Raw genomic sequence first — 12,753 nt, 5'->3', positions numbered from 1 at the left:
GAGTGACCCGTGTCCCCCGTGTCCTACGCCCAGCGGAGGCTGTGGTTCCTGAACCGTGTGGACGGCCGGTCGGCGGTCTACAACTGCTCGCTCGTGATCCGGGCCAGAGGTGAACTGGACCGCACCGCCCTGGCGGCGGCCCTGACCGACCTGGCAGACCGGCACCAGGTGCTGCGCACGGTCCACCCGGCCGTCGACGGCGAACCCGTACCGGAGGTCGCCGACCGGCGGCCCGGGCTCGACGTGGTCGAGTGCGAGGCGGAAGGCCGGCTCGACGAGGCGCTCGCCGCCGCCGTCGACCGCGGCTTCGACCTGACGACGGACCTCCCGGTCCGGGCGACGCTGTTCGCCCTGGCGCCGCGCGAACACGTGCTGGCGCTGGTGATCCACCACATCGCCTGCGACGAGTGGTCCTGGCAGCCGCTGCTCGACGACCTGGCCACCGCCTACGAGGCCAGGGCCGCGGGCCGGCCCCCGCAGTGGGCACCGCTGCCGGTGAGCTACCCGGACTACGCGGCGTGGCAGCGGGAACTGCTGGGCGAGGCGGACGACCCCGCGAGCCTGCTCGCCACGCAGCTCGCCTTCTGGCGGGAACGGCTGGCCGGACTCCCCGCCGAACTGGCCCTGCCGTTCGACCGCCCGCGCCCCGCGGTGGCCGACCACCGCGGCGACTGGGTGCCGCTGAAGCTCGACGGCGATCTGCACCGCGGCCTGCTCACCGTCGCCGCCGACCACGGGTGCACCACGTTCATGGTGCTGCAGGCCGGCCTCGCGGTCCTGCTGTCCCGGCTGGGGGCCGGTACGGACATCCCGATCGGCACCGCGGTGGCGGGGCGTTTGGACGAGGCGCTGGAAGACGTGGTGGGCTTCTTCGTGAACACCTTGGTGCTGCGCACCGATGTGTCCGGCGACCCGTCCTTCGGCGAGCTGCTGGACCGCCTGCGGGAGGCGGACCTCGCCGCCTACGACCACCAGGACGTCCCGTTCGAGCGGCTGGTCGAGGAGCTGAACCCGGAGCGGTCACTGGCACGCCATCCGCTCTTCCAGGTCATGCTGACCCTCTCCCGGGCACAGGAGGCGACGCTCTCGCTGCCGGGCCTGGTGTGCACCGAGGAGCACCCGGACTGGAAGGCCGCGAAATTCGACCTGTCCGCGGACTTCCGCGAGCACTACACACCGGACGGGCACCCCGCGGGCATCGACGGCGCCCTGGAGTACGCCACCGGCCTCTTCGACCGGGCCACCGCCGACCACATCGCCGACGCCCTGCCCCGGTTGCTGCGGCAGCTCGTCTCGGCACCGGAGCGCCCCATCGGCGAAGCCGACCCGCTCTCCGCCGAACACCGCCACCAGACCCTCGTCGCCTGGAACGACACCGCCCGGCCCGTGCCGCCGGCCTCCGTCCCGGAGCTGTTCGAGGCGCAGGCCGCGCGCACGCCCCGGGCGACCGCGGTGGTGTGCGGGGACACCCGGCTCACCTTCGCCGCACTCAACGACCGGGCCAACCTTCTCGCCCGCCGGCTGCGCGCCGCGGGCGCCGGGACCGAGCGGGTGGTCGGGCTGGCCCTGCCGCGGTCGGCCGAGTCCGTGGTGGCGATGCTGGCGGTGCTCAAGACCGGCGCGGCCTATCTGCAGCTCGATCTCGAATACCCGCCGGAGCGGATCGGGCACATGCTGCGGGACGCCGCACCGGTCGCCGTCGTCACGGACACCGCGACCGCGGCCACGCACGCCTTCGGCGAACTGCCCGCGGTGCACATCGACCGGCTGGAGGCGCCGACCGCTCCCGTGCCCGACCTGAACTGCCGCATACCGCCGTCGAGCGCGGCGTACGTCATCTACACCTCCGGATCCACCGGCCGCCCCAAGGGCGTGCTGACCCCGCATGCCGCGCTGAGCAACCTCTACGCCTTCCACCGCGACGGCCTGATCGCCCGCGCCGAGGCCACCGCGGGCCGGCGGCTGCGGTCCGCCGTCACCGCCTCGCTGTCGTTCGACACGTCGTGGGAGGCGCTGTTCTGGATGCTGGCCGGACACGAACTCCATGTGATCGGCGACGACATCCGGCGCGACGCCGCCGCCCTGACCGCCTACGTCGCGGCCGCCGGCATCGACGTCCTGGACGTCACCCCCACCTACGCGGAGCACCTGCTCGACGAGGGCCTGCTGTCCGGACCGCATGCGCCGCTGGTGCTGCTGCTCGGCGGGGAAGCCGCCGGACGCACGCTGTGGACCCGCATCCGGGAGGCACCCGGGACGCTCGGCTACAACCTCTACGGGCCCACGGAGTGCACCCTGGACGCGCTGTGGTGGGACGTCGCGGACAGCCCGTCCCCGCTGATCGGCAAGCCGATCGGCAACACCAGGGTCTTCGTGCTCGACGAGCGGCTGCGCCCCGTCGCGCCCGGCGTCCCCGGCGAGCTGTACGTGACCGGGCCCGGCGTGGCCCGCGGCTATGTGAACCGCCCGGCCGCGACCGCGGAACGGTTCGTCGCCTGCCCCTTCGTCCCGGCGGGGGAGCCGGGGAGCCGCATGTACCGCACCGGCGACCTGGCCCGGTGGGATCACCGGGGCCGGCTGGACTACCTCGGCCGCGTCGACGACCAGGTCAAGGTACGCGGCTTCCGGATCGAACTCGGCGAGGTGGAGGCCGCGCTGACCCGCTGCCCGGAGGTGGCACAGGCCGCCGTGGCCGTGCACGAGGCCGCCGGGGGCGACAAACGGCTGGTGGGTTACGTACAACCCGCGGCCGGCCGGACGCCCGACACCCGCGCTTTGCGCAGACGGCTGTCCGCCACCCTGCCCGACCACATGATCCCGTCGTTCTTCCAGGTGGTGGAGCGGCTGCCGATGACGCCCAACGGCAAACTCGACCGGGACGCGCTGCCGCCCCCGGACCTCGCGCACCGCCCGGCGTCGCGCGGCCCGCGCGGCCCCCGCGAAGAGGTCCTGTGCGGACTGTTCGCGGAGGTGCTGGGGCTGAGCCGGGTCGGCGCCGAGGAGAGCTTCTTCGAACTGGGCGGCCACTCCCTGCTCGCCACCAGGCTGCTCGCCCGGGTGCGCGCGGTGCTGGGCGGAGAACTCACCATCCTCGACCTGTTCCAGGCCCCCACCGTGGCCGACCTGGCCGACCGGCTGACCGCCGGGGAGCGTCACGACCCGCTGGCGCCCCTGCTCCCGCTGCGCACGGGCGCCGACCGGCCCGCCCTCTTCTGCGTGCATCCGGCCGCCGGGATCAGCTGGGTCTACGCGGGCCTGCTCGGCCACCTCGACACGGGCCACCCCGTGTACGGCCTCCAGGCGAGGGGCCTCACCGATGCGGCGGCGACGGGCCTCTCCTGGCAGGAGATGGTGAGGGACTACATGGCGCGGATCAGATCCGTCCGGCCCGAAGGGCCCTACCGGCTGCTCGGCTGGTCCTTCGGCGCCGTGATCGCCCATCTGCTGGCCACCGAGCTGCAGGCCGAAGGAGACCGGGTCGACCTGCTCGCCCTGCTCGACGGCTACCCGCCCGACTCGGTACCCGGCCACCGGCCCCTCGTCGACGGCAGCCCGCAGGCGTACACCGAGCTGCTGGACTCCCTGGGGTACGACCTCCCCGCGTCCGGCGCGGGACCACTGCGCCACGACGACTACGAGCGGGCGGTCCGCCGGCCGGGCGGCCCGCTCGAACGGCTGACGCGCCCGGAGGCCGCCGCCCTGGCCCGGGTGTTCGTGGACAACGACCGCATCTACGGGGACCTGAAACCCCGCACGTACCAGGGGGACATGGTGTTCTTCTCCGCCACGCAGGGGAAACCGGCGGACGCGCCCGCGCCGGAGTCCTGGCGCGACCACCTCACCGGACGACTTGAGGTGCACGACATCGCCTGCAGCCACGGCGAGATCACCCAGCCGGAGCCGATCGCGTGGATCGGCGCGGTCCTCGCCGGAAAGCTGGCCCGACTCGACGGTGCGCGACCCACGGCGGGAGAACGATGAGCGAGACGCCACGCCAGGGCGCGGTGAACGGGCGCGAGTTCCGGCTGTTCTGGTTCGGGGAGACCACGAGCCTGTTCGGCAACGGCATCGCGGTGGTGGCGCTGCCCCTGGTCGCCGTCCTCACCCTGCACGCCGACACCCTCGTGGTCGGACTGCTGACCTCGGTCGCCTATCTGCCCTGGCTGATACTCGGCCTGCCCGCGGGCGCATGGGTGGACCGCCTGCCGCGCCGCCCGGTGATGCTCGTCTGCGACGCCGTCTCCTTCGTCGCCTTCGCCAGCGTCCCGGTCGCGGCCTGGGCGGACGTACTCACCATCCCCCACCTGCTCCTGGCCGCCTTCGTCGGCGGCTGCGCCAACGTCTTCTTCACCACCGCGCAGCGCGCGTACCTGCCGACGCTGCTCCTGGACGAGGAGTTGCTGGCCGGCAACGCGCGGCTGCAGGGCAGCGAGTCGACGGCCGAGGTCACCGGCCCGGGCCTCGCCGGACTGCTGGTGCAGGCCTTCGGCGCCGTCGCCGGACTGCTGGCCAACGCGCTGAGCTTCGTGGTGTCCTGGCTCTGTCTGCGGGCGATCCGGACGACCGAGCCGCCGCCCCCTCAGGTCCCGCGGCGCCGGCTGCGCACCGAGGTCGGCGACGGCCTGCGATTCCTGTTCCGGGACCCCATTCTGCGCACCCTCGCGATCTTCAGCGCGGTGTCCAACATCGCGCTGACCGGCCTCAGTTCGATCGAGGTGGCCTTCCTGGTGCGGACGGTCGGCGTCGGCGAGGCCGTGGTCGGCGGGGTGCTGACGCTGTGCGGTCTCGGCGGGCTCCTCGGGGTGCTGTTGTCCCACCGGATGTCCCGGAGACACGGCACCGCCCGCGCCGCGCTGCTCTGCCAGGTGGGTGCCGCGCCCTTCACCCTGCTCTTCCCGATGACCGGACCGGGCGCCGGCCTCGTGTACTTCGTCGCCGGCGGGGTCGGCGCCGGCGCCGGTGTGGTCGCGGCGAGCATCATCACCGACACCTTCCGCCAGCGGTACTGCCCACCGGGCCTGATCGGGCGGATCAGCGCGAGCGCGGCCGTGATCAGCTTCGGCGCCATCGCGGTCGGCGGACTGCTCGGCGGCGCGCTCGGCGACGCGTTCGGCGTCCGGGAAACGCTCTGGACGATGAGCGGACTTCAGGTGCTGTCGACGGCCATTCTCGTCTTCAGTCCGATCCGTAAATTGCGCGATTTCCCGGAATCCGCGCGCGCAGTTATTCCGGCCGCGGACGAAAAGGCCGTGTCCTAAAGAGTCCTGGCCCATTCCGCGCGTCGCCGGAGTCTTTTCCCGGCGAAATGCAGAAGTAAGATGCTGTCAGCAAGGCCAAAGCGAACAAGACTTAAGGCCAAAGCGAACAAGGCTTATGGAAGCGAGACTTTCATGCAGGAGAGCGGATCCTTGAGGAATCTTCCGGCCGCGGTGATGCTGCGGGACGACCTGGATATCGACCGGCTGAACGCGGATCTCGCAGAACTTGGCGGTTCGGAATTCTGGGCGTTGCAGCGGTCCTTCGAGGACGGCATCGTCGGGGAGGAATCCGATGTGGACTGGAAGGTCCTCTCGCTGCGTGCGCCGAACGGGGACGTCCGGCGCACCGACCCCGGCGGTCCCGGGCGTGACGGCTTCGCCGACACCCCGCTGATGGCGAAGGCGCCCTACCTCGCCCAGATCCTGGCCGAGCTGGGCACCGAACTGCGCAGCGTCCGCCTGATGGCGCTGGCCCCCGGGGTGTCCGTCGAGGAGCACTCGGACACCCCGATCGGGCTCCCCTACGGCTACGTCCGGCTGCACCTCCCGCTGGTCACCAACCCCGGTGCGGTGCTGGTGGTGGACGGCGTCGAGCAGCGCTGGCAGCCGGGCACGCTCTGGTACGCCGACTTCGACCGGCCGCACTCCGTGCGCAACACCGGCGACCGGGCCAGGATCCATCTGGTCGCCGACTGCGCGACCAACGACCGGCTGCTGTCGCTGTTCCCGGAGAGCTTCCGGGCGCAGCTGCCGGCCAGCGACATCGCCTACTACCGCCGCGTCCTGCCGCTGACCGCGCCCGAACTCGCCGAGTTCAGCTGCCGCTTCGCCGTCCCGCTCTCCTTCATGGAGTGGGGACTCCAGGTGGTCGACGACGCGGCGAGCGACCTCGTCGCCGAGGTGGGCGCCGAGGACGGCGGGCTGGTCCTGCGCGTCGCGGGGCGCGCGCCGGTGGAGCTGCTGCACCTGGGAGCCGGCGAGTTCCGGCTGCTCGGCTGGAGCGAGGAGCGGCTGCTCCGCCTCGATCTCTTCGACGACAACCCGACGGTGGAGTTCTCCACCCGGTGCGGACGCCGGCGCCAGGTGGTCGTCCGCCCGGCCCGCCTGCTCGCCGCGGTCTGACGGCCCGGCCGCCGTCCACCCCCGTCCAACCCTTCCGACTACCCCTGGGAAAAGCCATGCAGACGCTCACCGAATCGACCGTCCTCGTCGAGAACGGATTCGCCCGCTACGACCTCGCCACGGAATTCGGGATCACCGAATCCGACGACGCCTTCCAGCGCCTTCGCGCCGAGTTCGTCGACCTGCCCCCGGACCCCTACGCGACCGAGGCGGGCCGCAACCGCCGCTACGCCCGCGGCATTTTCCTCCCCTGGTCGCGGGAGTTCAGCTGGATACCGGACACGCACTTCGGCGACCAGGGCTGGATGAACGGCTACTGGCAGGCCGACCACAATCCCGATTACGTCGGCGTGGTCCGCAAGCTGCCGGCCATGAGCGAATCCGCCCGGAACAACCCGATCATCCACGAGATCCTCTCCTTCGACTACGCGCAGACGCGGTGGTCGCAGGACGACGCGGCGTTCCCGCTGCACGTCGGGGTGCATCTGATCAAGCTGGCGGTGGACGACCCCGGCCACGAGGCGATCTCCTCGCCCAACGAACTCCACCAGGACGGCGAGCCGTTCGTCTTCGCCCACCTGGTGTACCGCCGCAACGTCGTCGGCGGCGTCAACGTGATCGCCCCGCCGAAGTACCGGGGCAAGCTCCCCTCCGACGTGGGCGACGGCGAGGCGCTGGCCGAGTTCGAGCTGACCGAGCCGCTGGAGTCCTACGGCGTCACCGACGAGAAGGTCAGCCACTACGTGTCCCCCATCAAGCGCGGGCCCGGGCCGGAGACCGGCGAGCGCGCGGTGATCCTCGTCGACTTCACCCCGATGCGCCAGCACATCTGAGCCCGACCCTCACCACCTGCTTGTCCGTGTGTACGTCCGTGCTGAGCCGAGGAGGGCGAAGGCCCATGACAGAGCGCCGATCCCGGGCGATGTCCGAGATGGAACTGCTCGACTGCACCTTGCGCGACGGTGCCTACGCCGTCGATTTCGAGTTCGACGAGAATTTCGTGGCCGAGCTTCTCGCAGGACTCAACGAGACCCCGGTTTCCCGGGTCGAGATCGGTCACGGAATCGGGCTGGAGGCCGAACGGACCGGCATCAAGGCGGGAAACATCGATCATTTCGCCTGGTGTGACCTGGCCCGCTCGACGCTGCCGGCGAAGCCGTGGGGAATGTTCGCGCAGCCCGAGTTCACCCGGCCGGCGACGATCAAGCAGATGTGTGACCGCGGCATGTCCTTCATCCGGGTCGGGGTGGAACCGGACCGCGTCCAGGAGCACCTGCCCTATCTCCGGCAGGTCGCCGACGTCTGCGGCGAGGTCCACCTCAACCTGATGAAGTCCAGCGCCACCCCCGTCGACCGGCTGCTCGGCATGCTCGACGGGATCGGGCCGGAGATCGCGGGCGTCTACGTGGTCGACTCCTACGGCGCGATGACCCCCGAGACCGTGGAGAGGTATGTGCGCGCGGTCGCCGACCGGTACCCGGTCGTCGGCTTCCACGGCCACGACAACCTGGGCCTCGCCACCATCAACACCGTCACCGCCTTCCGGGCGGGCGCCACCCTCCTGGACGGGACGCTGAACGGCATCGGCCGCGGCTCGGGCAACGCCGCCACCGAATCCCTCGCCGCGCTCGCCAACGTCATGGGCAAGGACCGGTTCGCCTACCGGGAACTGGCCGAACTCGCCGAACTCTGCCGGGTCAACATGCAGGTCATCGGGCAGGGCCGCACGATGCAGGTCCTCGGCGCGGTGATCGGCATCCACTCGGGCTTCTTCCGCCTGGTCGAGGAGCTCGCCGTCAAGTACCGCACCGACCCGGTCCGGCTCATGGAGACCGCGGTCCGGGTGGCGGAGGAGAGCCCGCGCGCGGCCGACTTCCACGCGGCGGCGGCCCGCATCGCCGACGGCGAGCGCCCGCACCACTTCCAACTGGTGAACTGAGAGGAGGCGACGCCATGAAGCTCGCCAGGAGCGGCAACGGGCAGGACATCTTCGCAGGAGTCGACGGCAGGTGGCTCCCCCTGCGGGAGATCGGCGGCTACGAAGACCTCACCCGCATCGGGGACCTGATCGCGGACCCGCGGTTCGGCGATCTGGAGGCACGGGTCAGGAGGGCAGCGGCCGGCTCCGGCGGCCCCGGCCCCGACCTGTCCGAGGCGGCGCCCGTCGCCGACGGCTCCGCCGCCATCTGGGGCGCCGGCCTCAACTATCGGCGCCACTCGGAGGACCTGGAGACCGAGCAGCCCGGATCCGGCCCCGGATCGTATCTGCGGCCCGCTTCGTGCCTGATCGGCAACGGCGGAACCATCCGGCTGCCGGCCCAGTCGCGCCGGGTGACCGCCGAGGCGGAGCTGGGACTGGTCGTGGGCACCCGCTGCAAGGACGTCCGCCGCGACGAGTGGCGGTCCGTCATCGCCGGGGTGACGACCGTCCTCGACATGACGGCGGAGGACGCCATCCGGCAGAACCCGCGCTACATCCCGTGGGCGAAGGGGTTCGACACCTTCTGCAGCATCGGCCCGGCCCTGGTGACCCTGGACGAGTTCCCCGGCGACAGCCTGGACGGCATCCGGGTCGCCACCGTCAGGAACGGAGAGGTGATCGCGGCGGCGACGCCGCGGCAGATGAAGTACGACCTGGGCTACCTCGTGGAGTACTTCACCATGGGCCGGACCTTCGCCCCGGGCACGGTGATCTGCACCGGAACCCCCGGCGCCGTCCCGATCAACCCGGGCGACACGGTGCGGGCCGAGGTCGAAGGCGTCGGCACGCTCACCCACCCGGTCGGCTGACCCGGAGGCGGGCGTGCCCGCCGCGGCCCGCCGAGCACGCCCCCCGCTGTCTCAAACCCGTTCGACCCTGCACGTCGGCGGCGAGTGGAACTGGAGTCACATGTCCCTGATACACGGATTCGCACGCGCGGTGCGGGAGAATCCCGACGGAGCCGCCGTGCGGACGGCGGACCGCACGGTCAGCTACCGCGAGTTCGACAAGCTGAGCCAGATGTTCGCGGACGACCTCCGCGCGGAGATCCCGCCCGGCGGATTCGTCGGGATCGAGGCGAGCAAGGGGCTCGGCGCGATCACGGCGATGATCGGAGCGCTCCGGGCACGGCGCCCGTTCGTCTTCCTCGACAGCCGCGACAGCGTGGCCTCCAACGCTGAGAAGGTCGCCCTGCTCGGCGTCCGGCTCCTGGCCCGCTCGCGCGAGGACGGCGAGGCGTACCTCACCGACGTCCCGGAGGCCTGGCGCGCCGCCGACGCCGATGCCGCACGCGGGCCCCTGGACGGCGAGGACGAGCTCTGCTATGCCATCCACACCTCCGGTTCGACCGGCGAACCCAAATGCGTCCTGGTGCGCCCCGCCCCGCTCGCCGCGGTGGTCCGCGACCACGTCGAGCAGCTGTCGGTGGGGCCGCAATCGCGGACGCTGCAGTTCGCCCGGCTGACCTTCGACGGCTGCATGACCGAGATCCTGTGGACCCTGACGGCCGGCGCCTGCCTCGTGGTGCTGGACGAGGCACGCCTGGCGCCCGGCGCCGAACTGCAGGAGACGCTGGAGCGCTTCGGCATCACCCACCTCAAGACCACCCCGTTCGCGCTGACCGCGACCGAGCCCAGCCGCGCGATGCGGCTGCGCCACGTGATCAACGGCGGCGGGGCCTGCCGGTCGGCGGTGGTCGCCAAGTGGTCCGAGGTGGCCGCGCTGCACAACGCCTACGGCGCCACCGAGACCACGGTCTGCAATCTGCTGACCGGCCCGCTCGACCCGGCACGGTGCCGGGCCGGGGTGCCCCTCGGCGACATCGTGGGCGACTGCACCTACCACCTGCGCGATCTCGACGAAGGGACCGCGCCCGCCGAGACCGGCGACGCGGTGCGCCGGGGCGAGATCGTGATCACCGGCCCCGCCGTCGCCGCCGGATATCTGACCGCGCAGGGCGTGCGGCCGTTCGGGCCGGCGGGCGACGGCACGGAATACCGCACCGGCGACGTCGCCGAACTCCGCGACGGCGACCTGTACTTCGTGGAACGGCTGGACCACCAGGTGAAGCTGCGCGGCTACCGCCTGGACCTCGGCGAGATCGAGAACACCGTCTGCCAGGCGGAATCGGTCGTCGAGGCGGTGTTGACCGTGGAGTCCCACGACGGCTCGGCGGCCGCCGGGGGCGACGCGTTGGTCTGCTACTACCTGGGCGACGCCGACCCCAGAGACCTCCGCCGCCACCTCGAAGCGGTCCTGGACCCGTACAAGGTCCCCTCGGTGCTCGAACGCGTCGAGGCGCTGCCGTACACCCCGAACGGCAAGGTCGACCGCGAGTCCCTGCGCGGCAGCCGGAACCTCGGAAAGGACGCCGTCGCCACCCCCGCCCAGCAGGTGCTCACCCTCGTGGGCCGCCTCACCGGCATCGGCGACGCCGGACCGGACGACAACTTCTACGCGCTGGGCGGTGATTCGGCATCGACGCTGCTGCTGGTGGCGAAGCTGCGCGAGCTGGGCTGGCTGGACGCCGGGGTGCGCGACGTGCTGCGCGCGAAGGACCTGCGCGCGCTCACCGACCAGCTGCCGCAGCGGAGCGTGTAGCGCGATGTGCGGCCTGTGCGGAACCTTCGCGCCGGACGGCGGCCTCGACCGCACGGTCACGGCGACCATGCACTCCCGGCTCACCCACCGCGGACCCGACGAAACCTACTCGCTGAGCACACCCGTGCTGACCGCGAAGCTCGCCCGCCTCGGCATGACCGCGCTCAAGGACGGCTGGCAGCCCGCCGAGGACAGCGGCGGACGGTTCGTCGCCGTCACCAACGGCGAGATCTACAACGCCGACGCGCTGCGCCGCCGGCTCGGCCTGGGCCGGGCCAACCCCGCCGACGTGGCGGTCGTCCCCGAGCTGTTCGCCCGCCACGGGCCCGCCGGGCTCGCCCTGATCGACGGGCAGTTCGCCACCGCGATCCACGACCGCGCCGAGGGCACGCTCCACCTGGGCAGGGACCGCTTCGGCATCAGCCCCCTCTACTACACCGAGCGGGACGGGCAGCTGCACTTCTGCTCGGAACTCGGCCCCCTGGTGCGCTCGGTGCCGGGCACCTGGCGGCTCGACCTCGGTGCCGTCGACCAGTACCTCCAGCTCGGCAACATCGTGGCGCCCCGCACCCTGGTGCGCGACGTCCGCGCCGTACCGCCCGGGACCGTGGTGCGGTGCGGCAGCGACGGACAGGAGACGGTCCGCTACTGGCGGTACGGCGAGTTCGCGGCGGCCGGGCCCCCGGTGAGCGCGGCGGAGATCCGGCACGGGATCCGGCAGGCGGTACGCGACCGGCTGCGCGGGGACGTCGAGATCGGGGCCTGCCTCAGCGGCGGCTTCGACTCCTCCACGCTGGTCGTGGAGGCCGCCGCGGCCACGGAGAAGCCGCTGCGCACGTACTCGGTGGTGTTCGGCGACGCCCTGCTGGACGAACACCGCTTCCAGCGTGAGGTGGCAGGTGCCGTGGGCAGCGAGCACCACGAGATCTCCTGCCGGCGCGAGGACATCACCGCCGAGTTCGAGCAGATGGTGCGCCGCTGCTGCTACCCGCAGCGGGAGACCTACAACGTCGCGGCCCTGATGCTCTCGCGTGAGGTCCGGCTGAGCGGCCTCAAGGGCGTGCTGTCGGGGGAGGGCGCCGACGAGCTGTTCTTCGGCTACGACTCGTACGCGTTCGACGGGCTCGGCGGCATGCGGCGCCCGAGCCGCGAGGAGAACGAGCGCGCATGGGGCCGGGCCGACTTCTCCTGGGAGGTCGACTGGCGGCAGGTGGACCGCCGGCGGTCCGACGCGCTGACCCCGGAGAGCATCGAGGCGCTCGCCGGCCAGGAATTCTGGCGGGAGCGGCTGATTCCGTTCTCCGACGGCGAAGCCGCACGGCTCACGCCGATGCAGCTGCGCTCGGTGGCCGACACCTCCGTACAACTGGGCAGCCATCTGCTCGGCGACCACGGCGACGCGATGCTGATGGCGAATTCCGTGGAGGGCCGGTACCCGTTCCTCGGCAATTCCGTGGTCGATCTGGCGCTGCGCACCGGCGACGACGAGAAGGTCGCCGATTTCGAGGGAAAGGCCTGCCTCAAATCGGCATACGCCGGCCTCGTCCCGGAGTCCGTCCTGCGCCGCGCGAAACAGGGCTTCACCGCGCACAGCCTGTCCGCACTCACCGACGACCCCCTCATGGCCAGGTGGCGCGACCTGGTCGCGGCCGGCGGAGTCTTCCGTACCGACGCGCTCGAACGGTTCGACGTCCACGGCGCCGAGGGTAAGTGGGAAACGCGGCTGAGCATCATCAGCATCAGCATGGTGATCGACGAATTGGGACTCCGGATGTGAAGGAGCGGCGGCGC

General features: G+C 71.8%; 8 protein-coding genes. All 8 read left to right on the top strand.

The window, feature by feature from the left end; all coding sequences use genetic code 11:
- The first annotated feature begins 9 nt into the window (after positions 1-9).
- Complete coding sequence (locus ABT345_RS03900; protein WP_345081445.1) at positions 10-3,981, top strand: non-ribosomal peptide synthetase; 3,972 nt, start codon at positions 10-12, stop codon at positions 3,979-3,981.
- Positions 3,978-5,258, top strand: coding sequence for an MFS transporter (locus tag ABT345_RS03895; protein WP_345081442.1), 1,281 nt, complete (start codon positions 3,978-3,980; stop codon positions 5,256-5,258). Before ABT345_RS03900 ends, ABT345_RS03895 begins: the two co-directional genes overlap by 4 nt.
- A 150-nt stretch (positions 5,259-5,408) precedes the next feature.
- Positions 5,409-6,380, top strand: coding sequence for an aspartyl/asparaginyl beta-hydroxylase domain-containing protein (locus tag ABT345_RS03890; protein WP_345081439.1), 972 nt, complete (start codon positions 5,409-5,411; stop codon positions 6,378-6,380).
- A gap of 56 nt (positions 6,381-6,436) precedes the next feature.
- Positions 6,437-7,213, top strand: coding sequence for a 2OG-Fe dioxygenase family protein (locus ABT345_RS03885; protein ID WP_345081436.1), 777 nt, complete (start codon positions 6,437-6,439; stop codon positions 7,211-7,213).
- Positions 7,214-7,278: 65 nt separating this feature from the next.
- Positions 7,279-8,319, top strand: coding sequence for a hydroxymethylglutaryl-CoA lyase-like TIM-barrel protein (locus ABT345_RS03880; RefSeq protein WP_345081433.1), 1,041 nt, complete (start codon positions 7,279-7,281; stop codon positions 8,317-8,319).
- 14 nt (positions 8,320-8,333) lie between these two features.
- Positions 8,334-9,170 (top strand): fumarylacetoacetate hydrolase family protein, encoded by an 837-nt coding sequence (locus ABT345_RS03875; RefSeq protein ID WP_345081430.1) that lies wholly within the window; start codon positions 8,334-8,336, stop codon positions 9,168-9,170.
- Positions 9,171-9,270: 100 nt separating this feature from the next.
- Positions 9,271-10,962, top strand: coding sequence for a non-ribosomal peptide synthetase (locus tag ABT345_RS03870; RefSeq protein ID WP_345081427.1), 1,692 nt, complete (start codon positions 9,271-9,273; stop codon positions 10,960-10,962).
- A gap of 4 nt (positions 10,963-10,966) precedes the next feature.
- Positions 10,967-12,739 carry an asparagine synthase (glutamine-hydrolyzing) gene (asnB, locus tag ABT345_RS03865; protein ID WP_345081424.1) on the top strand — a complete coding sequence of 591 codons (1,773 nt, stop codon included), beginning with the start codon at positions 10,967-10,969 and terminating at the stop codon, positions 12,737-12,739.
- Positions 12,740-12,753: the final 14 nt, after the last annotated feature.

Source organism: Streptomyces sp. NPDC000404, assembly GCF_040300365.1.
In the GTDB taxonomy this organism is placed as follows: domain Bacteria; phylum Actinomycetota; class Actinomycetes; order Streptomycetales; family Streptomycetaceae; genus Streptomyces; species Streptomyces ramulosus.
The sequence above is the reverse complement of the archived record's forward strand: the minus strand, read 5'-3'. Positions and strand labels throughout refer to the sequence as shown.

Excerpts from the sequence above, each read along its gene's own strand:
- ABT345_RS03895 (WP_345081442.1), top strand. The coding sequence starts at position 3,978 with ATGAGCGAGACGCCACGCCAGGGCGCGGTGAACGGGCGCGAGTTCCGG.
- ABT345_RS03885 (WP_345081436.1), top strand. The coding sequence starts at position 6,437 with ATGCAGACGCTCACCGAATCGACCGTCCTCGTCGAGAACGGATTCGCC.
- ABT345_RS03880 (WP_345081433.1), top strand. The coding sequence starts at position 7,279 with ATGACAGAGCGCCGATCCCGGGCGATGTCCGAGATGGAACTGCTCGAC.
- ABT345_RS03875 (WP_345081430.1), top strand. The coding sequence starts at position 8,334 with ATGAAGCTCGCCAGGAGCGGCAACGGGCAGGACATCTTCGCAGGAGTC.
- ABT345_RS03870 (WP_345081427.1), top strand. The coding sequence starts at position 9,271 with ATGTCCCTGATACACGGATTCGCACGCGCGGTGCGGGAGAATCCCGAC.
- asnB (WP_345081424.1), top strand. The coding sequence starts at position 10,967 with ATGTGCGGCCTGTGCGGAACCTTCGCGCCGGACGGCGGCCTCGACCGC.